Here is a 26,153-nt window from a genome sequence, read left to right as displayed (position 1 = left end):
CCGCAAGGAGCACCGGATGCTGGAGCTGTACACCGATCGCTTGTACCTGCGCCCCCTGACCGAAGCCGACTGGCCGCTGTTCCTCAGGCTCCACCGCGAGCCCGAGACCATGCGCCATGTGTTCGACGAGCTGCCGGAAAGCGAAGTGCGCCGGGGGTTCGAGCATCGTCTGCCGGACTGGTCGCCCGGCGCCGAACACTGGCTGTGCCTGGTGATGACCGACAAGGCCAGTGGTCGGGACGTCGGGGTCACCGGCATCCGCATGCTGCGCCAAGACCATGCCGAGAGTGGCTACCTGCTGCTGCCGGAGTGGCACGGCCAGGGCCTGGGCAGCGAATCGCTGCGAGCGATTGTGGATTTCGCCATCGCCACCGGTCTCACCTCGCTGGAGGCCACTGTCACCGACGGCAACTTGGCCTCCTGCCGGGTCCTGGAGAAGTGCGGTTTCACCCTCGCCCGCCGTGTGCCGGAAGCCTACCGGCTCGGTGGCCGCTGGCACGACGACCTCATCTACAGCCTCGAGCTGCACGGATAGCCCATGAACCCCTACCAATGCCTGCCACCCCGCGCCTTCTGGCGCACGGCGATCGCCGAGCGGCCCGTCGGACAGATCGGCGAGCTGTGGTCGCCCGCCTTCGAGATCGACGCCAAGGACGCCATCGTCACCGCAGGTTCCTGCTTCGCCCAGCATATCGGCCAGGCCCTGGTGGCGCGCGGGATGAACTGGCTCGACGCGGAGCCGGCGCCGGCCGCGATGACCGAGCAGGAACGCAAGGCGCAACAGTATGGCGTTTTTTCGTTCCGCACCGGCAACCTCTATACCCCGGCGATGCTGCGCCAGTGGCTGGAGTGGGCGCTGGGCAGGCAGCCACAGTCGAGCGAAACCTGGCAGCACGACGGGCGCTTCTTCGATCCGTTCCGCCCGGCGCTGGATGCGGCCGGCTTTGCCAGCGAGCAGGCACTGTTCAACTCCCGGAAGCAGACCCTGACGGCGATTCGCCTGGCGCTGCGCCGAGCCAAGGTGTTCGTCTTCACCCTGGGCCTGACCGAAGCCTGGGCCAACCGCGACACGGGCGTGCTGTACCCGGTATGCCCAGGCACCGTGCGCGGCGAATTCGACCCAAGGGTGCACGAGTTCCGCAACTTCGGCTTCAACGACACCTGCCAGGCCATGACCGACGCCATCGCGCTGATGCGGTCGGTGAACCCGGACCTGAAGTTGTTGCTCACCGTCTCGCCGGTGCCGCTGACCGCCAGCGCCACTGGCGAACATGTGCTCAGTGCCACCACCTATTCCAAGTCAGTGCTGCGCGCCGTCGCTGGTCAGCTGTGCCATGAGCAGCCTGGAGTGGACTACTTCCCCTCCTACGAGATCATCACCGGCACACCGTTCAAGGGCGCGTTCTACCGGCCCAACCAGCGCGAGGTGACGCCCGAGGGCGTGGCCTTCGTGATGCGCCAGTTCTTTGCCGGCCTGGATGGCGAAACCGTGCCGGCAGCCCCCACCGCCACTCCATCCCTGGCCAGCGAGGACCTTGTCTGTGAAGACGCCAGACTCGACTACTACGCCTAGTTTCCTGCTGCTGGGCGACTCCCATGTCGGTGTCGTCGGCCTGGCCGCCAGGGCGCGAGGACTGGCGTTCGGTGGTGGGCCGCTGGGTGCCGGGCGCGATTTCGGCGTCGACTTCTTCCGCCTGACGGCGGACGACGTGGCAATGCGCGACGCCGAGCTCGAGCATCTGTACCGCCAGGCCCTCGCCCAGCTCGACGCCCCCAATCTCGGACGGATTCCCGGGCCGCTGGTGTCCAGCATCGGCCTGAGCGTGCATTACCTGGCCACCACCCAGAACTGGCTGTGCTACCAGGGCGCGGACGGCGAGTTCGACCCTGGTTTTCTCGAAGGGCCGTTGTTCGCCACGATCATCGACACCCTGTCGCGCCCTGCCCTGGCGTTCTACGAGCAGGCACTGGCCCTGGACCTGAAGGTATACGCCGTGCTGCCGCCGCAAAGGGTGCCGCCGATGTCCGACGCGCGGGTGTTCATGGCCGCCCAGGCCCGGCTGGTCGAGCGCCTGCGCGGCCTGGGCGTCGAGCTGGTCGATGTGCGGGAGGCCGCCAATGACGACCGGGGGCTGCAGCGGGTCGAGTTCTGTGAAGTCGATGATCCGCTGCATGGCAACCTGGCCTTTGGCGAGCTGGTGCTCGGGCAGTTGTTGCGGCAGATGGCCTAGGCCTGGGGCCGCCCCCCAAGAATCGTCACCCGCTCGCCATACCGCGAATGCGGAAAGTAGTCCCACACCGCATGGTGCTGGGTACAGCGGTTGTCCCAGAACACCAGGGTCCCCGGCGCCCAGCGTACCCGGCAACTGAGCACCGGCTCGCGGGCCACCAGGTCGAACAACATCCCCAGCAGCACCTGGCTCTCGCCGGCGGACAACTGCACGATGTGTGAGGTGAAACCCGAGTTGACGAACAGAGAAGGTCGTCCGGTTTCGGGGTGGCGCACCACCACCGGGTGTTCGGTCTTGGGCAGGCCTGGCGGCGGCGTGTAGCCCTTCCACGGGATCTCGCCGTCATGAATGGCCGTCAAGGTGCCGAGAAACCCCTGCATCGCCGGCGACAGCATCTCCAGCGCCAGGTGCATGTTGGCGAACAGGGTGTCGCCGCCCGTGCCGATGGCCGGCGTTTCCTTCACATACAGCATCGAGCCCATGGACGGCTCCGGGTCGGCGGTGCCGTCGGTGTGCCAGGTTTCGCCGGCAACGAAACGCGACTGGGCGTTGGCGCGGATCACCACCAGTTCCGGGTCGTCGCCGTCGATGTCCTCCAGCGGCAAGGCGCGCAGCTGGCCAAACAGCCGACCGAAGGCCTTGTGCTGCTCGACGCTCAGCTGCTGGTCGCGGAATACCAGCACGTGGTTTTCCAGGAACGCCCGGCGGATCTCCACCAATTGCTCCGGCGGCAAACTGCGCGACAGGTCGACCCCGCCGATCTCGGCGCCGATGACCGGTGTCAGCCGTTCCACGCTAATGCTGCGGTACGGCATGCGTTGAGCGCCGGCAATCCGCTCGATGGCGTTCAATCCCTGTTGATCCATGCTTCCCTCCCTGATGTGTGTTGATTGAATTGGCTCGCCAGGCGCTGGAGCCCTGCCGCCATTTGCGTGGTCAGCGCCATGCGTTGCTCGATCGAGGTCGCGCAGGCCCAACTGCAGACCCGCGCCAAGGCGCCGACGACACTGGCGCACGCCTGTTCGTCAGCGTGGGCATAGGCGCGGGCGGCGACCTCACTGCTGGCTGCCGCGTTGGCCGTGGCGAATGCCTGGGCGTTGGCCTCGGTACTCAACTGCGCATAGTGCCGGGCGAAGGCCTCGGCGTCGCCGAACTGCCCGGCGATCATGGCCTGGTTGGACGGCGCCCGGCCGTAGGCCAGGGCGCTGTCATAGGCCTGGGCATGGGCGCTCTCGAAGTCGTAGGCCCGGCGAAACGTCGGCAACAGCACCGGCCTGAGCGCAGCGCGCCATTCACCGGTGCGCCCACACAGGCCCAGGCTGGCACGTTGGTGCAGGCGTTGCAGCGTGACCACGGCCGGAGCGTGTTCGGCGAGCGCCTCGGTGAGCAGCGGCAGCACCACCTCGGCCTGCCACAGGTGCAGCAGGCGCCAGTACGCCTCACGGTCCAGCGGCTGCGCCAAGGGCCCGCCCCCCAAAACCCGCAGCAGCGGGCTCAGCCACGCCGGTGGCGTGGCGTGTTCAGGCACCATGGACACGCTCCTCCTGCCTGAGCAGGTCGGCATTGATCGCCTCGGCAATCTGCCGGGCCCAGGGGCCGGTGACGATGCCATAGTGGTCGGTATCCAGCGCCGCCCAGCTGTCCAGGTCCGGCAGCAAGGCCTGCCAGGCCTGGCGCAGGTCCTGGGTCTGCCAGCCACTGCCGATGCCATAGGGATTGGGGTGCGTGGCGATGAACAGGCGCCCGGTCGGGCCCGCCAGCGTTGCCGGTACATGCCCCAGCATGCTTGCCAGGTTGTTGCGACAGCAGGTCACCAGACGCTCCAGGTAGCGCGCCCTGTCCGACTCACCGTTGCGCAGGGCGAATTCCCGTTCGAACACCTGCTGGATCTGCCCCTCGTCGATCTGCCGCAACTCTGTCCCGGCGTCCGGCGCGGGTGGATCGACCAGGTACAGCGTCGGTGGCTTGTGCCCGGCCTCATGGGCCAAGGCGCACAGAGCGTGGGCCACCCAGGCGCCGAAGGACCAGCCGAGCAGCCCCCAGCTTGCGCCATCGGGCAGGTCGGCCTGTATCGCCTCCAGGTACAGCTGCGCCCGCGCTGCCAGTGAAAGGTTGGCCAGTTCTGGCTGGCGCAGCACCGGGTCGGCGATCACCCGCACGCCGAGGTTCGGGTGCAGCGTAGCGGCCAGCTCGCGGTAGGCCTGGACATCGCCACCGACCGGGTGGATCAGGTAAAGGCAGTGGCGGCCATCGCCCTGCTGCCACGGATCGATGCGCAGCGCCTCGCGCCACGGGTCGCTGCCGCACTCGGCCTGGCCTGGGTCGGCGTCAACCAGGGCCAGCACCTCGCGCAGGCTGGCATGGGGGCTGAACTGCGACAGCTGCACGACCACGCCGGTGGCGCGCTGCAGTTCGTCGATCAAGTCCAGCAGGGTCAGGGAATCGGCGCCGAGGTCATACAACGAGTCATCGTCCTCCAGCGAGTCCACCCCCAGCCACTGGCACAGGCAGTCGCGCAGGCGTGTCGGCAGATCGTCCTGGCGCGGCCGCTCGTCGACCGGTGCGGCCACGGCACCATGACGGCGCGGATAGAAACGCCGGGCGCTGTGCAGTGCCGTGGTCGAGACCAGCACCTGGGGCAATTGCGCCGCCATGGCGCGCTCGAACACCTCGCAGCCCTCCTGCGCCGACAGGCCGACCTTCAGGTGCTGCTGGTGCGCCGCATCGTTGCCGTTGCCACGCGTGGCCATCCCGGTATCTCGCCAGATATCCCAGTTGATGCCCAGGCGCAGACAGCCTTCGTCGCCCGCTGCGCGGTAATGGCTGAAGCCGTCGAGCACGGCGTTGGCGGCGGCGTAGTCGAGGTGACCGGCACCGCCGAACAGCGCCGACATGGACGAGCAGTACAGCACGAAATCCGGGGCCATCCGTGCGATCAGCGCCTCCACGGCAAGCAAGCCGTGGGTCTTGGCGGCCATGGCGATCGCCATCTGCCGGGCATCGCGCTGGCGAATCAGGCTGCCGGCGCCGATGCCGGCGGCATGGATCACCCCGTCGAAACGCCCGTAGCGTCGGGCCAGCGCCTCGAGGACCTGGGGCCAGCGCTGCAGGTCGGCAAGATCGGCCTGCACCCAATCGACCCGCTCGTGGTCCAGGTCCGCTACCGGCGAACGCGACAGCAGCACCACGCGCCGGTCCGCTGCGCGCAGCAGGTGCTGGCACAGGGTGCGGCCGATGCCGCCAGCCCCCAGGATCAGGTATGTGCCGCGCTCGGCCAGGCCTGGCGCCGCGGGCGACGGCAGCGGGCTTGGCACCAGGCGCGGCTGCCACAGGTAGCCTTCGCGCAGCGCCATGCGCCGGGGCAATGCCTCGGGTTCGGCCAGCAACGTGGCCAGGGTGTTGGCATGCTCGCCCAGCGATGGGCTCGGGCAATCCAGCCAGTGGCAGCGCAGCGGGTATTCCTGGGGTGCCACTTCGGTCACCCCGGCCAGGGCCGAAAGCTCCGGACGCGCCACCGCTCCCTGCACCGGGCACGCTTGCCAGGACAGCAGCCACAGGCGCAGGTCGGCGTCTCGCGGTGCCTGGCCCCAGGCCTGCAACAGGCTGCTGGGCGTGTCGAGGCAGGCCCACTGGGCCGCTGCCAGGCTTTGTTCGTCGACTGCGCCGGTCACCGACAAGGGCAAGGCGTGCAGCCAATCCAGTTCACCCGGCAGCGCCTCGAGCAACCGTCCCAGCGCCTGGGTGTCGAGCACATCGAGCTCGAAGCGATCCGTGGCGAGCTGGCGGTAGCCCTGGCCTGCCTGCACTTGCACGACCCGCCGGTAGGCACGACCCAGGGTTGCGAGCACGGCGTCGTCGACGGCCTCGTGGACGCACGCCACCAGCGTCTGCCGGACACCCTGCGCCATGGATTTACGCAGGCGTCGCACCCGCTGCCATTGCCGTTGATGGAACCAGTCGGCCAGTGGCTGGCGCAGCGCTGCAGTTTGACCTTGGAAACGGAAGGCCTGCAGATCGAATGACGCAGGCGGCAGGTTCCAGGGCGGCGGCGCCGAACGGCCCGGCCATTCGATATGCGCGCCCTCGTACCACGCCGTCAGCAGGTCATCAGGTGCGTATTCGCAGGCCTTCAGCCGCACCTGCGTTGGCGTGACCTCGCGGATGGCCGACAACGGCAAGGCGTCGCCCGCCCGGTACGGCGCCGCAAAGCGCCAACGCCCCTGCCGGCGACCGGCCTGCAGGTGACGCAACACCGCGTGTGCCTGCCCGGGGTTGGCGCGCAGCCAGGCATCGGTGGCGGCGATGTCGCGCTCCAGTGCCTCACGGCTATGGGCGGACAGCAGCAACAACGGTGTTGCCTCTTCAGGGACCTGTGGCTCCTCCTGCACGGCACCGACGATCACATGGGCGTTGGTGCCGCCGATGCCGAAGCTGCTGACCCCGGCCATGCGCCGCCGCCCCGTCGGCCAGGGACGTGCCGTGGTCGGGATATGGAACGGCGAGCGCGCCAGGTCGATCTGCGGATTGATCCGGGAAAAGCCCAGGTTCGGCGGGATCACCCCGTGGTACACCGCCAGCGTGGCGCGGATCAGCCCGACCACGCCGGCCGCCGCGCCCAGGTGGCCGATCTGGCTTTTCACCGAGGCCAAAGCGCAACTGCCCGCCGGCGCCTCGCCGAACGCCTGGGTCAACGCGGCGACCTCGACCGGATCGCCGAGCAAGGTGCCGGTGCCGTGGGCCTCGACATAGCCGATGTCGGCACCTGCGACCCCGGCCCTTTCCAGGGCCTGGGCAATCACCGCGCCCTGCCCGGCCACCGACGGCGCGGTGTAGCTCATCTTGCCGCGACCATCGTTGTTCAGCGCCGAGCCCTCCACCAGCGCGTAGATGCGGTCGCCGTCGGCACGGGCGCGGGCCAGGGGCTTGAGCACCACCACCCCGTAGCCACTGGCGCCGAGGGTACCGCTGGCATCCTCGCTGAACGGCCGGCACAGCCCGTCGCGGGAGAAGATGTGCTGCGAACGGTGGCGGTAGCCGTCGCTGAGGGTCGGGTCGATCAGCACGCCGGCCGCCAGCATCACGTCGCTGTCGCCCTGGCGCAGCAGGTTGCAGGCCAGGTGCACGCCAATCAGCGAACTGCCGCAGGCGGCCTGCACGCTCAGCGCCGGCCCGGTGAGGTCCAGGTGGTAGGCGGCCTTGGTGGCGAGGAAGTCCTTGTCGTGGTGCAGGGCCAGCTGGAAGCCGTCCGGCAGGTCGCCTTCAGCGTTTTCGCGCAGCAGCTGCTGGAAGTAGGTGGTCTCGCCGCAACTGGCCACCAGGCCGATGCGCGGGCCGCCCGCTGCCGGCACGATGGCGGCATGCTGCAGGGCCTGCACGCAGGCCATCAGCAGGTGCCGTTGCTGCGGATCCATCAGCCTCGCTTCCTGGCGGCTGATGCCGAAGTACTCGGGGTCGAAGTCGAGCATGCCCTGCAGTTGGCTGCGTGCGCCGACCAGGCCTTCGCCGGCCTGGAAGTGCTCGATGCCCAGCGCGTTGCCCTGGACCATCGTCCAGAACTCGCCCAGGTTGCGGGCACCGGCCACGCTGACCGCCATGCCGATGATCGCCATCGGCTGTTCGCCAGCGGTGACCGTGCGCTCCAGGCGTTGCGGCGCGGCCTCGGCACGGGCCAGGTGCGCAGCCAGGCGACGGATCGTCACGTGCTCGAACAGCTCGGCCATGCTGGGCGCGCCGGGCAAGTCCTGGGCGTAGCGCGCCTGCAGGCGCATAAGGCCCAGGCTGGTGGCGCCGGCCTCGAAGAAGGTCTGCGCCGGCTCGATGTCGTGGCCGATCACCTCGCGGAACAGCGCGGCCAGCTGGCTTTCCAGCGGGGTCAAGGTGGCCGCCTGCACGCGCCGCCGCTCCAGGGCCTCGCCCTGCCCGACCAGCGCCTTGCGGTCGACCTTGCCGCTGGGCGTGCGCGGCCAGCTATCGAGGCGTCGGTACTGGTCGATGCGCACATGGGCCGGCAGGTGCCGCGCCACCTGGCGATCGAGGTCCTGCGCCGAGGGCGGCATGCCGGTCAGTTGCAGATAGGCGGTGAGGCGCGCTGGCTCGCCCTGCACCGTCACCACCGCATTGGCCACCCCGGCCACCGCCATCAGTGCCGCCTCGACCTGCCCCAGTTCCAGGCGATGGCCACTGAGCTTGACCTGCTGGTCGTCGCGACCCACGTAGTGCAGGCAACCCTGGGCATCGACCCAGGCCAGGTCGCCGGTGCGGTAATACAGGCAGCGATTGCCGTCAGCCTGGGGCAGTTCGACGAAACGCTCGGCGTTGAGCGCCGCATCCGCCAGGTAGCAGCGGGCGACCATCGCCCCCGCCACCAGCAGGTAGCCCTGGTTGCGAGGAGGCACTGGACGGTCCCGGCCGTCGACCAGCAGCAGCCGGGCATTGTCGACCGCCTGCCCGATGGGCGCGCGCAGCGGCCAGTCGCTCACCTGCGCCGGCAGGCGGTAGGCGCTGACCACATGGGTTTCGGTGGGGCCATAGTGATTGAACAGGCGGGCCTTGGGCATGCCGCCAAACCAGCTGCGCAACGCTTCGCTGCACAGCAACTGCTCACCGGCCGTCACCACCTCGCGCAGGGTCGCAGGATAAATGCCCTGGGCGACGGCGGCTTGCGCCAGATACTGCAAGGCCACGCAGGGCAGGAACAGCCGCTCGATACGCGCCTGCTGCAGGTACGCCAGTAGCGCCTGGGCGTCCTGGCGCCAGTGGGGCTCGATCAGATGGTAGCAACCGCCGCCGCACAGGGTGCCGAACAGCTCCTGGAACGCCACGTCGAACGACAGCATGGAGAACTGCATGGTCACCGAACGGGCCGGCAACTGGCCGGCGTGGCGCTGCCAGTGCAACAGGTTGCACAGGGTACGGTCGGCCACCTGCACCCCCTTCGGCGTACCGGTCGAGCCCGAGGTGAACAAGGTGTACAGCGGCCGCTCGCCGTTGTGGCGCAGGCGTTCCAGGGACCGTGCCGGCGCCTCGAGGTCCACCCGGTGACGGCTGAGGCGCTCGACGTCCAGCGCCGCCAGGGCCGTTTCGGTGGCGCTGCTGAACAGCACGCAGTCCGGACGCGCCTGGGCCAGCACCTGGCGCTGCACCGCAACGGGGTAGTTCGGGTCCAGCGGCACGGCGGTGATATTGAGCTTGGCCAGGGCCAGCAAGGCCACCACATGCTCCACCGACGGCGCCAGGAACAGCACCATGGTCGCCGACTCGTCGAGTACGTGCTGGCTGGACAAAGTCGCCGCCAGGGTGTCGGCCAGCGCATTCAGTTGCGCGTAGCTCAACTGCCGCTGCCCGGCGACCAGCGCGGTGGCCTCGGGAGTCTGCTGCGCCTGATGCTCGAACCAGTCGGCCAGCGTGGCGAACGGCAGCGTGGCGGCCAGGCCTTCGCTGGCCGGCGGCAGGCTTTGCCGATAAGGCATTACCAGGCTGTCGAGGGTCGCCCGAGGGTCGTCGAGCAGCAAATCCAACCCCCGCTGCAGCAGTTGGTCCAGCGCGGCCACCTCATGAGCGTCGAAATGGCTGCACTGGTATTCCCACCAGCACTCCAGCGGCCCCTCGCCGCCCACCACCAGCAAGGTCAGCGGACACTTGGCCTGGGGTGTCGGGTACGGCTCCAGGCTGGCCCGCAAGGGTGCGGCGGCGAGCTTGGCGTAGTCGGTGTTCTCCAGTACGAACAGGTAGTCGAACAGGGCCTGGTCGGAGGACAGCCGCAGGTCCTCGACCAGATCAGCCAGGGCCACGTCCTGCAAGGCCAGCACGTCACGCACGGTGGCGGTCTGTCGGCGCAGCTGCTCGCCCAGCGCTGGCGTGCCCTGCAGATCGGTCGGGATCAGCACCGTGTTGGCGAACATGCCCACGCTGGCCTCGAACTCGGCCAGCGGGCGGTTGGCCACCGGGCTGGCGATCCGTGGGCGCTCGCAGCCGACCAGGGCGTGCAGGCTCCAGGCAAAGACGCTGAACAGCACGTCGAAGCGGGTCAGGCGCTGCTCGGTGCAAAAGCGTTCGAGCGCGGCGCTGCGCCGTTCACCCAGGGGCTGGCGATACAGCCGCCCTCCTGTTTCCCCGGGATACCTGGGTGGCCGCGGCGGGGTCGCCTCACCGTGATGGGCGTGCAGGGTTGCCAAGGCGCGGCGCTGCTCCCGGTAGTGTGGGCTGACGCTCCACTGCCGCTGCCACAAGGCGAAGTCCAGGGTGTCCAGTGCCGGCGTGGCTGCTGTGCTGTCCTGCCCTTGCAGGACGTCCTGGTACAGGCTGGCCAGGTCGTCGAACAGCAGGTTCATTGACCAGCCGTCGGTGACGATATGGTGCAGGTTCAGCAGCAGGCGGCAGCTGCCGTCAGCGTGGGGCGCCACCCAGGCGCGCAGCAGCGTGGGGCTTGCCAGCTCGAACGGGGTGTCGAACACCAGGCTGGCGAAGGCTGGCCAGGTGCTGTCGTCCAGCGCGCCCGCTGCCAGCACCCGGCACACCGCCGCCTGCTCGCCGACGACCTGCTCCGGACCGTCGGCGCCCGCCACGAAAGCCGTGCGCAACGCGGGGTGCCTGGCCACCAGTCGCCTTACCGCCTCGGCCAGGGCCTGCGGATCGGCGCCTGCGGCCAGGTGCAGGACCATGGGCACGTTGTACGCGGTCGAGTCGGGCACGCGCTGCTGCTCCAGCCATAGCCGGCGCTGCTCGGCGCTGGCCGGACCGCGACGGGCGCCTTGCGCGGCCGGTGCGGGGGGATAGGCCGGCGCCATGCCCTGCCCGCTTTGCAGACGCTCGGCCAAGGCCGCGAACGGCTCGCCGAGCAACGTCGCCATGCTGATTTCCTGCTGCCAGCGGTCACGGATCGCCGACCTCAGGCGCATGGCCCTGAGCGAATCACCGCCACTGCCGAGCCAGTCGTCCTGGCCCCCCAGGGCGGGTTGCCCAAGCAGCGTGCGCGCCTGCTGCAACAGCCAGTCCAGGGCCTGCGAGTGCTCGCCGGCCTCGACAGGCGGTCGCCAGGGCGTGTCGGCCTGGGCAAGCAGGCGCTCCTGGTCGATCTTGCCGTTGGCCGTCAGCGGCAGGCCTGGCACCCGGAACAACTGGTGCGGGCGCATCCAGGGCGCCAGTTGGGCACGCAGGTAGGCGTCGAACGCGCGATAGTCCAGTTCCCCGCACGGCACCAGGAAGGCCAGCAGTTGATGGTCCTCGGCAGCCTGCCGGCGGCTGCAGACATAGGCCTGGGCGACCTGGGGGTGTTCGAGCAGGCGCTGCTCCACCTCGCCCGGCTCGATGCGAAAACCGCGAACCTTGATCTGCCGGTCGACCCGCCCCAGGCACTCGACCTGCCCCTGGGCATTGACCCGCACCAGGTCGCCGGTGCGGTAGTGCACCTGCCGCCCGCCATCCAGCGCCGGCAGGCGCACGAAAGCGCGTGCGGTCTCTTCGGGGCGGTTGCGGTAGCCACGGGCCACACCGCTGCCGCTGAGGTACAGCTCGCCGACTTCTCCCGGCGCCACCGGCTGCTGGCGTGGGTCGAGCACCTGCATGCCGGTGTCCGCCAGCGGCAGGCCGATGGGCACGCTGTCGCCGCTGAAGTCACGTGGGATGGGGTGGCACAGGGCGAAGGTGGTGCACTCGGTGGGGCCGTAGACGTTGAACAGACGGCAGGCGCTGTCCGGGTTGGCATGGTACCAGGCACGCACCGCCACCGGACTGACCTGCTCGCCACCGGTCAGCACCTGGCGCAAGCTGGCAAAGCACGCCGGGTACTGCGCGTTCAGGGTGTTGAACAGCGACACCGTGATGAACAGGGTGTCGACCTGCTGTACCTGTAGCAGCCGGGCCAGCCGGCGGGCGTCGAACACCTCCTCGTCGGCGACCATCACCACGCAGCCACCATTGAGCAACGGCGCCCACAGCTCGAAGCTGCAGGCATCGAACGCCGGGTTGGACAGGCAGGCGAAGCGCTGGCCCGGATGGATGTCGATATAGCTGCCGGCCTGCGCCAGGCGCAGCAGCCCGCGCTCGCCAACCTCCACGCCCTTGGGCACCCCGGTGGTGCCGGAGGTGTAGAACAGGCACATGACCTCGGCAAAGGTTTCCGGCAACGGCTGGGCCGGTTGGTCCGGGTGGTCCAGCAACGCCTCGACACTGGCCTCCCATGGCCCCGGCAGCCCCTGGGGCGCATCGGCGAGGCTGAGCACGCCCACGCAGGCGGCATCGGCCAGCATCAGCCCGCGGCGCTCGGCCGGGCTGGCCCGGTCCAGCGGCATCACCACGGCCCCGGCCTTGAGCGCGCCAAGCAGTGTCGCCAGCCATTGCCAGCCGCGCGGCAGGTACAGCGCCAGGGCCTGGCCCGGCGATACGCCCCGCGCCTGCAGCCCCCGGGCGATGCGCTCACTGGCGCTGGCCAGCTCGGCGTAAGTCATGTGCAACTGTCGGTCGATCACCGCCAGGGCCTGCGGATCTCGTTGAACCTGGGCGGCAAAACGCGCAAGCACGGTGTCCTGGAGCACGCTCATCATTTCCCCTCCTGGGCATCGAAACGTTGCAGTTCGCGCTGGATCGTCCGTGAGACCCGATGAATCTCGGCGCTTTCGAGCATGTCCCAATGACCGCCCTGCACCAGGGTGGCCAGGTAGCCGTCGGCAGCGCGACGCCGCCAGAACCCGCGCAAGGCGCGCAGCTGGCCACGCGGCAGGTCTTCGCGGGCCTGCACCAGCACCACCCGCCCGGCCTGCGGCGGACAGGTGTAGGCGGCCATGGCCAGGCGATTGTGGTTGTACAGGTGGAAGTAGCGCTCGACCTGGGCGTCCTCGATACCGGGGTACATGCCGTTGAAGCGCACCAGCTTGTCGCGGAACTCAGCCATGTCGACGGTGCCGATCTGCCCGCGAAAGGCCGGATCGTCCGAGCCCTGGGTATCGAGCAGCACCACGCTGACCGACGCCCGCCCGGCCTCGCGCAGGCGCCGGGCCATCTCGTAGGCCACCAGGCCGCCGAACGACAGCCCGGTGAGCACCAGCGGCCGCTCCAGCAAGGGCTCGATCTGACGCAGGTAGGCCTCGGCCATCGCCTCGACCGTGGGCTCGGTGGCCTCCCCGGGGTTGAGCCCCGGCGACTGCACGCCGTACACGCCAACCGCCTCGGGCAGCACCTTGGCCAGGGACAGGTAGCAGAACGCGGTGCCGCCGGCCGGGTGGATGCACACCACGTTGCGCTGCCCGTCACCGCTGCGGAAGGTGATCAGGTTGCCATTGTCCACCTGGATACTGGACCCGGCCCGCAGCCAACCACCCTGAGCTTCGATGGTCGGATGGCCGAGCACCACCCGGGCCGGTACCTCCACATTGAATACCTGGCCGATCTGGTAGGCCATCTTGATCGCCGCGATGGAGGTGCCACCGACGGCGAAGAAGTTGTCGCGGATGCCGATCTGCGGCGCCAGCAGCAGGCTTTTCCAGATCTGGTAGAGGGCCAGCTCGATAGGGTCGCGGGGACTGCTCAGGTTGACCTGGCGCGCCGCCAGGTCAAGGTCCGCGCGCTCGGCCAGGGCCTGACGGTCGACCTTGCCGTTGGCGGTTAGCGGCATGCCGTCGAGCCACAGGTACGCACTGGGCAGCACGGCACTGGGCAAGGTTTCGGCCAGGTGCGCGCGCACGGCCTGCTCGTCCGGCGTGGCAGTCGTCACGCAGCAGGCTACCAGGCGCTGGTGCTGGGCCTGCTCGCCGAGCATCAGCACCACACAGGAGGCGATGCCTGGGAAGGCCTGCAGTCGCGCCTCGATTTCCCCCAGTTCCAGACGCACGCCACGCAGCTTGACCTGGAAGTCGTCGCGCCCGAGGAACTCCAGTTGCCCGTCGGCGCGGTAGCGCGCCAGGTCGCCGCTGCGGTACAGGCGTTCGCCCGCCACGAACGGGTTGTCGATGAAGCGTTCGGCGGTCAGCGCCGGCAGCCCCAGGTAGCCACGAGCCACGCCCACGCCGCCGATATGCAGGTGACCGGTGACACCGGGCGGCACCGGCGCATCGAAGGCGTCGAGCACATGGAAGCGGTTGTTGGCGATGGGCCGGCCGATCGGCAGGCGCAGCGCCGGGATTTCATCGCCCGGCGCCAGGGTCCAGATGCTGTTGATCACCGTAGTCTCGGTGGGGCCATAGACATTGTGCAGCCGCGCCTGCGGCAGTCGAGCGCGGAACTGCCGCGCCAGGGCCGGCGTCAGCTCGCCGCCGCCGCAGAACACGTCGGTGAGGCTGTGGCACTGGCTGGCCTCCTCCACCTCCAGGAACAGCTGCAGCATCGCCGGCACGAAGACCAACGCCGTGACCTGTTGCTCGCGTACCAGTCGCGCCAGGTAACCCGGCTCGAAATGCCCGCCGGGCCGGGCGATCACCAGCCGCCCACCAGTGGCCAGCGGCCAGAAGGTCTCCCAAGCCGAGGCGTCGAAGCCGAACGGGATCTTGTGCAGCATCGTCCCGGCCTCACCGCAGACGCCCAGGCACCAGACCAGCAGGTTGGCCAGCCCACGGTGCGCGACCATCACGCCCTTGGGCAGGCCGGTAGTACCTGAGGTGTAGATCACATAGGCCAGGTGCTCGGGCGTCACGCCCACCTCGTGGGGCGCCAGGTTGTCGCCGGGCAGTTCAGCCCAGCCGGGCGCGTCGGCCTGCAGGTCGATCAGCGGCGCCTCCCAGCCACAGGCCTGCATGGCCTGGTGCAGGGTCGCCCGGGCCGAACCCAGGGTCAGCAGCGCCACGGGGGTGCTGTCGCCAAGCATGTGGCCCAGGCGCCCGACCGGATAGTCCGGATCCAGCGGCACATAGGCGCCACCGGCCTTGAGCACCGCCAGCAGCGCCACCGGCAGTTCCAGCGAGCGCTCCATGCACACGGCCACACGCACATCCGGGCCAACGCCCAGGGTGCGCAGGTAACGGGCCAGGCGGTTGGCTTGGGCATTGAGCTCGGCATAGCTTAGGGTCTGCCCCTCGAACACCACCGCGCAGGCTTGCGGATACCGCGCCGCCTGTGTCTCGACCAGGCGATGCACGCAGTCGATCGGTGCCTGCAGGGCGGGCGACTGGTTCCAGGCATGCAGCACCCTTTCGCGTTCGCCGGCATCCATCAACGACAGCGCGTGCAGCGGCTGCTTGGGTTCGGCGGCCCCCTGGGCGAGCAACTGGCGGTAGTGGCGGCTGAGACGCTCGATGGTGGTACGGTCGAACAGGTCGGTGTTGTACTCGACCAGCAGATGCAACGCGCCGTCGCGCACCACCCACTCGAAGGCCAGGTCGAACTTGGCCGTGGCGCTGCCGGTGCCATGTGGTGACAAGGCGAGGCCGGGCATGGCCAGTGTGGAGCCGGGGGTGTTCTGCAACACCATCATCACCTGGAACAGCGGCGAATGACCCGGGTCACGGGGCGGGTTGAGCGCCTCGACCACCCGGTCGAACGGCGCATCGTGGTGCCCATGGACCTCCAGCATGTTCGCCCGCACCTCGCGCAGCAGCTCGGCGAAGGTCTGTTGCGGATCGAGCCGCTGGCGGATCACCAGGGTGTTGACGAAGTGTCCGATCAGCGGTTCCAGTTCCACCCTGCCCCGGTTGGCGAACGGCGTGCCCACGCACAGGTCGTGCTGGCCGCTGTAGCGCCACAGCAGCACGTCCAGGGCGGCGAGCAACACATTGAACAGCGTACCCTGGGTATGCCGGGCCAGCGCCTCAAGTTCGGCCAGGGTGTCGCCGTCCACCGTCGAACTGAAAGTGGCACCGACAAAACGTTGTACCCGCGGACGCGGACGATCGCTGGGCAGATCCAGCAGCGTCGGCGCGTCGGCCAGGGCACGGCGCCAGTAGTCGAGCTGGCCCTGCAGTGCCTCGCCATCCAGGCGTCGTCGCTGCCAGCAGGCATAGTCGGCGTACTGCACAGACAGCGGTACCAGGCTCGGCGGCTGGCCGCGCAGGAAGTCACTGTACAGGGTGGCGACCTCCTGCTGGATCACGCCCATCGACCAGCCGTCAGCGACGATATGGTGCACGCTGTACAGCCACACATGATCCTCGTCGGCCAGCCGCACCAGCCGTGCCCGCAGCAGCGGGCCGCTTGCCAGGTCGAAGGGGGCGCGGGCCTCGGCCTCGACCGCCTCAGTCAGGCAGGCCTGGCGCTCGGGCTCGGGCAAGTGGCGCAGGTCGAGCACGGCCAGGCTCAGCGGCCTGCTGGCGTGCACCACCTGCTGCGGTTCGCCATCGACGCTGACGAAGGTGGTACGCAGCATGGCGTGGCGCTCGATCAGCGCGTTCAAGGCCCGTTCCAGCGCGGCCACGTCCAGTCGTCCCTTGAGTCGCACCGCCGAGGGCACGTTATAGAACGGGTTGCCCGGTTCCAGTCGGTCGAGGAACCACAGTTGTCGTTGCGAGAACGACAACGGGAAACGGGCCTGACCGTCCGGCCGACGCGGGATCGGCGCGTTGTCGTCAGGCCGGGCCAGCAAGGCGATCAGCGTTTGCTTGTGGGTCTTCAGCGCCTGCATCAGGGCCTCGTCGAGAAACCCCTTGGGCGCCTTGCAGCGCAGCTTGTCGCCGTCCACCTCGAGGGCCACGCCATGGCGGTCGAAAAACGCCAGCAGTTGATGGGCGTTCATACTTCGAATTCCTCCATGTCGTTGTCGTCCTGCGCCGTGATGGCGAGTGCTTCCGGTGCTGTGCGTTGGGGCGTGTGAGGCGCACGTACGCCGCCTAGCATCGAGTAGATCAGTGAATGGCTGCTGCCCAGGTCGAACAGCGTTGCCAGCTGCCGCGTCTCCACCGAGCCGACGCCGCACAGGCCAAGCCCCAGGTCAGCGGCGGCCATGGTCAGCAATTGCGCCATGGCGCCGGTCTCGATCAGGCAGAAGTCATGGCTGCCCTCGCCGTACAGCGGACGGATCGCCGCCAGGTCGGCGACGAAGAACAGCGCGAACGCCGCGCCCTCGTAGACCGGGCGGTTGACGAAGTAGTCGTAGATGTCCGGGTCGAGCTCGCCGGCGCCCATGGCCACCAGGCGGTGCCCGAGCGGATCGTGGTAGTAGGCACCGCCCGGTACGCCCAGCACCCGACCGGGCTTGATGTAGAGGTAGGTCTGGATCGGGTACGCGCCGCCTGCCGACGGGAACAGGTACTTCGCCTCGCCGTCCAGCTGCCCCTGGGCCAGCACCGCCAGCAGTTCGGCGAACGCCTGCTCGGCAATGGGCTGTTCCAGGTACTGACGCACCGAGCGATAGTCGCGGTAGCGCCGGGCGAAAGCAGGATCGGCCGGCAGCGCCAGGGCCACCTGCGGCGTGTCGCTGGCAAAGCGCCGCCGTGCGCGCTGCTCGGCCTTGAACGCCGCCCGCTGCTGCGGATCGTCCAGCACTGCTTCGACACTGGTACTCGGTGACGCGCCCTGCTCCTGGCGCTGGCGGTACAGCGCGAGCAGGTTGAGCAGGGTCGGCTGCGCCAGCAGGTTCGCCACATGGGGGCGGAAGCGCAGCTCGCTCGACAGCGCGTTGCTGATGCGCACGATGTCGATGGAGGTGGCGCCCAGGCTCAACAGGTTGGCGTCAGCGGCAATATCCGCCCTGCCCAGCACCTGCTCGACGATGGCCACCAGGCGCTGCTCCTGCGGCCCTTCGAGTTCCAGCGCCAGGCCACCGGCCTGGACCTGCTCGGGCTCGGGCAGGCGGCCCTTGTCGACCTTGCCATTGGCCGACAGTGGCCAGGCCTCCACGAAAGTGAAGGACGCCGGCACCATGTACGCCGGCAGCTTGTCGGCCAGGTAACTGGCGAAATCGCCGGCCTGCAGCGCCGGGTCGGCCTTGAGCACATAGCCGGCCAGACGCTTGTGCGCCTGGGCCTCGCCGAGGATGCGCACCACCGCGCTGTGCACGCCGGGGTGACGGTTGAGCACCGCCTCGATCTCGCCCAGCTCGATCCGATAACCCTGGACCTTGACCTGGTTGTCATCGCGACCGAGAAACTCGATGTTGCCATCCGGCAGCAGGCGCCCCAGGTCTCCGGTGCGGTACAGGCGCTCGCCGGTCAGCGGATGGTCGAAGAAGCTTTTGGCGCTCAGCGCCTCGTCGCGCCAGTAGCCCTTGGCCAGGCCGATGCCACCGATGTAGAGGTGACCGGTGACCCAGGTCGGGCGTACTTGCAGCGCCTCGTCCAGCACATGGAAACGCTGGTGATCCAGCGCCTGGCCATAGGGAATGCTGCGCCAGTCCGGATCGACCTGGTCGATCGGGTAGCCGATCGACCAGATCGATGCTTCGGTAGCCCCACCCAGGCTCATCATTTGCAAGCCCGGACGCAACACCCGGGCGCGCTCGGGCAGTGCCAGCGGGATCCAGTCGCCGGAGAGCATGGCCAGGCGCAGGCTCGCAGGCAGCACCCTGCCCTCGCCCTCCAGGTATTCCACCAGCATGCCCAGCAGCGCCGGCACCGAGTTCCACAGGCTGACCCGGTGCCGTTCGATCAATGCGGTCCAGTGCGCAGGATCCAGGCTCAGCTGCGGTTCGAGCATAACCACCGCCGCGCCCGCCGCCAGGGTGCCGAAGAAGTCGTACACCGACAGGTCGAAGCTCAACGACGAGATGGCCAGCACCCGGTCCTGCGGGCCCACGGCGAAGCGGCGGTTGATGTCGAGCAAGGTGTTCACCGCGCCCTGGTGGTCGATCACCACGCCCTTGGGCGTGCCGGTGGAGCCGGAGGTGTAGATCACGTAGGCCAGGTCGCCGGGCCGCACCTGCGCGTCGCGCAGTGGTTCGACCGGACTGTCCGGCTGGTCGCTGACCGGCAGCACGGTGACCTGCGTTGGCCACGCCACCCGCTCCAGCAGGCACGGCTGAGTCAGCGCCAGGCTGGCCTCGGCGCGTTCGAGGATATGGCGCAGGCGCGCGCCGGGCAGGTTCGGGTCGATGGGCAGGTAGGCGCCACCGGCATAGAGGATCGCCAGCGTCGCCACCACCTGCTCCCAGCCGCGCTCCATCACCACGGCGACCAGCCGGTTGGGCTGCACGCCACGGGATTGCAACTGCGCGGCCAGCTGACGGGCCTCCTGGCGCAATTGGCCGTAGCTGAGCTCACGGGCACCCAGCACCGCGATGGCCTGTGGCGTGGCCAGGGCCTGGCGCTCGAACAGCGCGTGCAGCAACGGCAGATCCCGTGGCGCTGGTGGCGCCTGCGGCAGGCGCGCCTGGGGCAGCAACTGCGGCGTGCTGGCGGCCCAGGCATCAGGGGCGAGCAAACGGTCGAGCAGCGCATTGTAGGCGACGAACATCTGCCCGATCATGCCCTCGGGGAACAGCGCATCGATACTGTCCCAGTTGAACAGCAGACGGCCTTCGAGTTCGAGCAGGGTGTGGTCGAGCCATACGTGCGGGGTCTGGGTGATGCTGTGTTCCAGCGTCGCGCCCAAGGCGTCGCCCAGGTTGAACTCGGCCAGCTCCGGCGCCGCTTCCGACAGGGTGCTGTTGAACACGATCGGCATCGCCGTCTGTTGTACGCCGCGGACCTGGGACAGCTCGCGCAGCACGCGCACGCCACTGACCACCGAGTGGTCGATGTCCTGCCACAGGCGCGCCTGCACGGCGCGGGCCTTGTCGGTGAAACTGGCGTTGCCGTCGATGGCCACTTCCAGCAGCACCAGGGAGGTGAAGTCGCCGATGATCGCATCCACCTGCGGGTGCAGCGGCAGCCGGTTGAACAGCGGCAGGCTGAGGGTGAAGCGCGGCTGGCGGCTCCACAGCGCCAGCACTTCGCTGAACGCGGTCAGCAGCATCACCGACGGGGTGACGCCGAACTGCCGGGCCATGGCCTTGAGCCGGCTCCACTGCTCTGCCGGCATGTCGCGGTCGCGGCGGGTGAAGTGCGGGTTGGCGATGCTTTCCGGCTGGCATACCCGTGGCAGGTCCGGGGCGGGAGCCAGGGTCTCGATCCGCCCGCGCCAGTAGTCCAGGGCGCGTTCATAGGACGAGTCGGCACGCAAGCGGCGCTCGGCCAGCACATAGTCGCGGAAGGTCACGCCCGGATCGGGCAGTTCCAACTCGGGCTCGTGGTAGTACCCCATCAGCTCACGGGCCAGGATCTGCGTGCTGGCGGCATCGACCACCAGGGCGTCGAGGCTGATGTGCAGGTGACTGATACTATCGTCGAGCAGCGATACGCTGAAGTCGAACAGCGGCCAGCGGCTGGCGTCGAGCACCTGGTGCGACTGGCGCTCGCGGACAGCCATCAGGGCATTCCGGGCTTCCTCGCCGCTCATGCCGCGCAGGTCGCAACGGGCCAGCCGGTAAACCGGCACCTGTTCCAGCACCTGCTGGGTACCGTCGCCGAGGAACACCACGCGCAGCATGTCGTGGCGCTGGATCATGCGGTTCAGCGCCGTCTCGAAGCGCGGCACATCGAAATCGGGGATGCGCCACTCCTCGTAACCATGGGCGCTGACCCCGCCGAGGCTGACGCTGGCCTCACGGCCGAACCAGTAGGCCTGCTGGATGTCGGTGAGCGGGAACGGCGCATGGCGTCCGGTCGGGTCTGTCTGCAAGGCCTGCGCCTGGGGTTCGCCATGGGCCTCTTGCGTCACCCCGACCTGCGCGGCCAGGTCCATCAGCACCGGTGCCTGGAACAGACTGCTCAGCGACAGCTGCGCGCCCAGGCGCTGGTTGATCGCGTAGACCAGGCGCGTGGCCAGCAGCGAGTGGCCGCCCAGGTCGAAGAAGTTGTCATGGATACCGATCCGCTCGCACTTGAGCACCTCGGCCCAGACCTGGGCCATGCGCCGTTCGGTCTCGTTGCGTGGTGGCTCGAAATGCGCCGCACCGCCACGCTCGGGCGCAGGCAGCGCCTGGCGGTCGAGCTTGCCGTTGCGGGTCAGCGGCAGCTGCGCGAGGCTGACCCAGGCGCTGGGCAGCATGTGCTCAGGCAGTTGCCGTTGCAAGGCGGCGCGCAGGGTCTGCGGATCGCCGCTGCCCACCACGTAGGCGACCAGTCGCGGATCACCGGGAATGTCTTCGCGCAGCAACACGGCGGTGTCCTGCACGCCCGGCTGCTGACGCAACAGGCTGTCGATCTCGCCCAGCTCGATACGGAAACCGCGCAGCTTGACCTGCTGGTCCGCACGCCCCAGGTACTGCACGTTGCCATCGGCCTGCAGCCGGGCCAGGTCGCCGCTGCGATACATGCGTGCGCCGGGCTGCGGGTTGAACGGGTCGGGCAGGAAGCGCTCGGCGCTCAGGAGTGGGCGGTTGAGGTAGCCACGCGCCAGGCAGTCGCCTGCAATATACAGCTCGCCCGGGACACCCACCGGCAATGGATTCAGGTCGCCGTCCAGCACGTAGAGCCGGGCATTGGCAATCGGCTTGCCGATGGCGGGCAACTCCGGCCAGTGCTCGGCATCGGCGCAATCAAGGCTGAACTGGCTGACCACATGGGTCTCGGTCGGCCCGTACTGGTTGCGCAGGCGCGTGCCGCCCAGGCCACGGACGAAGGCGCGCAGCGCGTCATTGACCTGCAGCGCCTCGCCGGCGGTGACGATCTCGCAGCCGCCGGGCGGCATCGGCGCGTCGGCCTCGGTCACGGCGGCCAGTTGTTGCAACACGGCGAACGGCAGGAACGCACGCCCCACGTTCTGGGCCACCAGGGTCGGACGCAAGGTGGCCAGGTCCTTGCGCTCGGCCTCGCTGATCAACTGCAAGGTGCCGCCCTGGCACAGGGTGCTGCAGATCTCCTGGAACGACACGTCGAAATTCAGCGAGGCGAACTGCAGGACGCGACAAGGCGTTGATGCGTCCTCCAGTTGCCAGGCAATCAGATTGTCCAGGGCCCGACGGCTGTGGGCCACGCCCTTGGGGCGGCCAGTCGAGCCGGAGGTGTAGAGCACATAGCCGAGGTGCTCGGGATGGACAGTCACCTGCGGCTCGCTGTCCGGGCAGTCGGCCCAGCGCGCGGCGTCGGCGTCGGCGTCCAGGCACAGCATCTCGACCGCCTGCGGCAGGCCCGGGCGCAGCGAGGCCTGGGTCAGCACCAGGCGCGGCGCGGCGTCGACGAGCATGAAGGCCAGGCGCTCGGCCGGGTACGCCGGGTCGAACGGCACATAGGCGGCGCCGGCCTTGAGGATCGCCAGCAGGCCGACGACCATCTGCGCCGAGCGTTCCAGGCACAGTCCCACCCGCTGCTCAGGGCCGATGCCCAGGGCGACCAAGTGCTGGGCCAGGCGGTTGGCTGCACGGTCCAGTTCGGCATAGCTCAGCGACTGCCCGTCGGCCACCAGCGCCACGGCATCCGGTGTCTGGCGGGCGATGGCCGCCAGGCGCGCCATGCAATTCGGCTGGCCGGCTGTGTCGCGGGCCGTGCGGTTGAAGCGGTCCAACACTTGCTCGCGCTGCGCGGCATCAAGCAGCTCGAGGGTGGCAATGGACTGCCCGGGGTTGTCGACCATGCCTTCCAGCAAGCGGCGCAGGTACTCGCCGATACGCTCCACGGTGGCGCGTTCGAACAACCCGCTGGCGTACTCCAGCCCACCGATGATCTGGCCATCACGTTCGCTCAGGGCCAGTTGCAGGTCGAATTTCGCCACCGGCTGGCTGCACGGCACGGGGCTGATGTCCAGCCCGGGCAAGGCCAGGGTCTGGCCCTGGTCCTGCTCCCAGGCGAACAGCACCTGGAACACCGGGCTGTAGGCCAGGCTGCGCGGCGGGTTGAGCAACTCCACCAGTTGCTCGAACGGCAGGTCCTGGTGAGCCTGGGCCTGCACGGTTACCTGGCGGGCCTGGCGCAGCCACTGCTCCAGCGTCGGTGCACCGCTGCGGGTCATGCGCAGCGCCAGGGTGTTGACGAAGAAACCGATCAGCCCGTCCAGCGCCGGGTCCGGACGGTTGGCCGTGGGCACGCCGACCACCACGTCGTCCTGCCCGGACAGGCGCATCAGCAGCAGCGACCAGGCGCTCAGCAAGCCCATGAACAGCGTGCCGCCATGGGCGCCGCACAACGCCTTCAGGCGCGTGGTCAGATCGCGATCCAGCATCAGCGGCACGAATCCACCCCGGTAATCCTGCACCGTCGGGCGCGGGTGGTCGGTCGCCAGGGTCAGCAGCGGCGGCGCGCCTTCCAGCGCCTGCTGCCAGTACCGGCGCTGGCCCTCAAGCCGCTCGCCAGCCAGCCAGCGCGGGTGCCAGGCGGCATAGTCCACGTACTGCACCGGCAATGCCGGCAGTGTCGCGTCGATGCCTTGCACGGCGGCGCCATACAGGGCCTCCAGGTCTCGGGTGAGCACGCCCACCGACCAGCCGTCGGAGATGATGTGGTGCTGGGTCAGCAGCAGCACGTGCTCGTCCGGTGCCAGGCGCACCAGGCAGGCACGCATCAGCGGTCCCTTGGCCAGGTCGAACGGTCTTGCGCCCTCCTCTTCGATCAGCGCGTCCAGGCGTGCGGTGGCATCGGGCAGGCCCTGCAGGTTGACCTGGACCAGGGCCATGCCCTGGTCTGCGGCGCCGACGCATTGCCGCCCCTCGCCCTCGACGCTGACGAAGGTAGTGCGCAGCGCCTCATGGCGCGCTACCAGCTTGTCCAGGCTGTCCGTCAACGCCTGCACCTGCAAGGCACCTTTGAGACGCAGGTTCAGCGGCATGTGGTAAGCGGCGTTGCCGCCCTCCATCTGTGCCAGGAACCACAGCCGGCGCTGGGCGGACGACAACGTTTGCGCGCCCGTGCGTTCGACTGCCTTGATCGGCAGCCGCGCTTCGTCCTGGCTGGCCTGCAGCCGTTGAGCAAAGTCCAAGAGCCGCGGGTTTTCGAACAGCGCCACCGGCGCGGCTTCGCGCCCCAGGTCCTGGCGCACGCGGGCCAGCACGCGCATGACCAGCAGCGAATGGCCGCCCAGGGCGAAGAAGTGATCGTCGCGGCCGATACGCGCAAGACCCAGTACCTCGCCCCAGATCGCCGCCAGGCTGGTTTCCAGCGCCCCCTGCGGCGCCTGGTAGTCACGTTGCTCGAAAGCAGCGGCGTCCGGCGCGGGCAGGCCGACGCGGTCGAACTTGCCGTTGGCGGTCAGCGGCAAGGCAGGCAACTCCACATAGGCGCTCGGCAGCATGTAGTCAGGCAGGTGTTCGCTCAATTGCTCGCGCAGGGCCGCCGGGACCAGCCCGGCGCCCGGCTGCTGAGCGAAATAGGCCACCAGGCGGGGCTCGCCGGGCGTATCCTCGCGCAGCAGCACCAGGCTTTGCCGCACGCCGGGCACCTGCGCCAGGCGCGCTTCGATCTCGCCCAGTTCCAGGCGCAGGCCGCGCAGCTTGGCCTGTTGATCGCCGCGACCAAGGAATTCGAGCTGGCCATCGCCGCGCAGGCGCGCCAGGTCGCCGGTGCGATACAGGCGCTCGCCGGCTACGAAGGGGTTGTCGATGAAACGCTCGGCGGTCAGTTGCGGCAGGTTCAGGTAGCCGCGCGCGACCCCGACACCGCCGAGGTACAACTCACCCTCCTCGCTCGCTTGCCCTTGCGCATCGAGCAGATAGACGCGGCAGTTCGCCAGTGGTCGACCGATAGGCAGCACAGCATCAGCCACCTCATGTGCCGGCAGTTCGTGGCAGGTGCTGTCGATACTCGCCTCGGTGACGCCGTACGCCTGCACCAGCTGCACCCGTTCGCCACACAGACGGCGCAGCCGGCGAGCGCTATGAGCACTCCAGACATCCGAGCCGCACACCACCGTGCGCAGGAAGGCCAGGTCGCGGCCGTTCGCCTCGACCCAGTCCAGCAGCGGGTCGAGCACCGCTGGCACGAAGTCGCCAAAGCCCACCTGTGCTTCGCACAACAGCCGGAACAGTGCGGGCGGGTCCATCAGCGTCTCGCGTGGGCACAGCACCAGGGTGCCGCCGAAGCCCAAGGCGCGGATCAGGTCGGCGCTGAACACATCGAAGGAGAAACCAGCCATCTGCAGGTGATTGAGCGGTGCCTGCAGCGGATACAACTGCGCCCAGGCCGCGCCCAGGGCGACCAGGCCACGGTGCTCGACCATCACCCCCTTGGGCGTGCCGGTGGAACCGGAGGTGTAGATCACATAGGCCAGGTGGCTGGGGGTCAGCCCGATCGCTCGCGGGTCCGGGTCATGGGACGCAAGCTCGGCCCAGGCCGCGTTGTCATCGAGATCAAGCAGCGTCGAGGCCGCTGCCAGGCCCTCGAGTGCCGCCCGGGCCGGGCCATGGCTGAGCAACACCGCCGGGGCACTGTCGGCCAGCATGTGCGCCAGGCGCGCCCGTGGATAGCCAGGGTCCAGCGGCACGTAGGCGCCACCGGCCTTGAGCACGGCGAGCACGGCCACCAGCATGGCCGGCGAACGCGTCAGGCACAGGCCAACCCGCACATCCGGCCCGACCCCCAGGGTCCGCAGGTGGTGGGCCAGGCGGTTGGCCTGGACGTTGAGCACGGAATAAGTCAGTGCCTGCTCGCCAAAGCGCACGGCAATGGCCTGCGGCGCGCGCCGCACCTGGGCCTCGAACAGGCCGTGGACGCACTGGTCGGCGTCGAACGGGGCATCGTGGTGCCAGTTCTCGGGTAAAACGTCGGGCTGCGCGCCGGCCGTGCCGCGCGAGGGGGTGGTGTCGAACATCGAGGATGCCATCCATGAGTATTGTTCTTATGGGACGTGCAGGACGACGGGCGTCCTGCCTGTCGGGCCCGGCCATCGGGCCGGGGCGGTCATGCGTCGGCGATCAGGGGCCGAGCGCTACACCGTTGCGTGCGGGAGTGGTGGGCGGGACGCCGTGCGGCCGGGCGGCAGCGCACGTGATGGGAAGAGCAGCGACTACGGGCGCACGGCCCGTCATATCGACGATTCCAGACTGCGTGACCAATTGAAACCTCACCATCCTTATGGGGGGGCGTTGAAGGGCCACGAGCG

The 26,153-nt window shown here is 69.0% G+C and carries 8 protein-coding genes; 3 read left to right on the top strand and 5 right to left on the bottom strand.

The window, feature by feature from the left end; translation table 11 throughout:
• The first annotated feature begins 16 nt into the window (after positions 1-16).
• The 3 genes from K2O50_RS13175 to K2O50_RS13165 are packed head-to-tail and all read left to right on the top strand — an operon-like array spanning position 17 to position 2,231.
• Positions 17-535, top strand: a complete 519-nt coding sequence (locus tag K2O50_RS13175; protein ID WP_050705540.1) for a GNAT family N-acetyltransferase — start codon at positions 17-19, stop codon at positions 533-535.
• Between the two features lie 3 nt (positions 536-538).
• Entirely contained in the window at positions 539-1,573 is a 1,035-nt protein-coding gene (locus tag K2O50_RS13170; RefSeq protein ID WP_050705539.1) for a GSCFA domain-containing protein, read from the top strand.
• Positions 1,542-2,231: a hypothetical protein gene (locus K2O50_RS13165; protein ID WP_050705538.1), complete on the top strand. Its 690-nt coding sequence runs from the start codon at positions 1,542-1,544 to the stop codon at positions 2,229-2,231. The genes K2O50_RS13170 and K2O50_RS13165 overlap by 32 nt, the downstream gene beginning before the upstream one ends.
• Here K2O50_RS13165 and K2O50_RS13160 read toward each other — a convergent pair.
• The 5 genes from K2O50_RS13160 to K2O50_RS13140 are packed head-to-tail and all read right to left on the bottom strand — an operon-like array spanning position 2,228 to position 25,862.
• A complete protein-coding gene (locus K2O50_RS13160; protein ID WP_050705537.1) occupies positions 2,228-3,097 on the bottom strand; it encodes a TauD/TfdA family dioxygenase in 870 nt (289 codons plus the stop codon). The genes K2O50_RS13165 and K2O50_RS13160 overlap by 4 nt on opposite strands.
• Positions 3,079-3,762, bottom strand: coding sequence for a hypothetical protein (locus K2O50_RS13155; RefSeq protein ID WP_050705536.1), 684 nt, complete (start codon positions 3,760-3,762; stop codon positions 3,079-3,081). The genes K2O50_RS13160 and K2O50_RS13155 overlap by 19 nt, the downstream gene beginning before the upstream one ends.
• The gene (locus K2O50_RS13150) at positions 3,752-12,772 is read right to left on the bottom strand and encodes a non-ribosomal peptide synthetase (RefSeq protein ID WP_050705535.1); all 9,021 of its coding nucleotides are present in this window, start codon (positions 12,770-12,772) and stop codon (positions 3,752-3,754) included. Before K2O50_RS13150 ends, K2O50_RS13155 begins: the two co-directional genes overlap by 11 nt.
• Positions 12,769-16,884: a non-ribosomal peptide synthetase gene (locus K2O50_RS13145; RefSeq protein ID WP_050705534.1), complete on the bottom strand. Its 4,116-nt coding sequence runs from the start codon at positions 16,882-16,884 to the stop codon at positions 12,769-12,771. The genes K2O50_RS13150 and K2O50_RS13145 overlap by 4 nt, the downstream gene beginning before the upstream one ends.
• A complete protein-coding gene (locus K2O50_RS13140; RefSeq protein ID WP_050705533.1) occupies positions 16,881-25,862 on the bottom strand; it encodes a non-ribosomal peptide synthetase in 8,982 nt (2,993 codons plus the stop codon). Before K2O50_RS13140 ends, K2O50_RS13145 begins: the two co-directional genes overlap by 4 nt.
• Between the last annotated feature and the right edge of the window lie 291 nt (positions 25,863-26,153).

This window comes from Pseudomonas sp. 2hn, assembly GCF_019646095.1.
Classification (GTDB): domain Bacteria; phylum Pseudomonadota; class Gammaproteobacteria; order Pseudomonadales; family Pseudomonadaceae; genus Aquipseudomonas; species Aquipseudomonas peradeniyensis.
Note: the sequence above shows the minus strand (reverse complement) of the source record. Positions and strands in the feature narration are given on the sequence as shown.

Coding starts and splice junctions, on each gene's coding strand:
- K2O50_RS13175 (WP_050705540.1), top strand. CDS start 17: ATGCTGGAGCTGTACACCGATCGCTTGTACCTGCGCCCCCTGACCGAA.
- K2O50_RS13170 (WP_050705539.1), top strand. CDS start 539: ATGAACCCCTACCAATGCCTGCCACCCCGCGCCTTCTGGCGCACGGCG.
- K2O50_RS13160 (WP_050705537.1), bottom strand. CDS start 3,097: ATGGATCAACAGGGATTGAACGCCATCGAGCGGATTGCCGGCGCTCAA.
- K2O50_RS13155 (WP_050705536.1), bottom strand. CDS start 3,762: ATGGTGCCTGAACACGCCACGCCACCGGCGTGGCTGAGCCCGCTGCTG.
- K2O50_RS13150 (WP_050705535.1), bottom strand. CDS start 12,772: ATGATGAGCGTGCTCCAGGACACCGTGCTTGCGCGTTTTGCCGCCCAG.
- K2O50_RS13145 (WP_050705534.1), bottom strand. CDS start 16,884: ATGAACGCCCATCAACTGCTGGCGTTTTTCGACCGCCATGGCGTGGCC.
- K2O50_RS13140 (WP_050705533.1), bottom strand. CDS start 25,862: ATGTTCGACACCACCCCCTCGCGCGGCACGGCCGGCGCGCAGCCCGAC.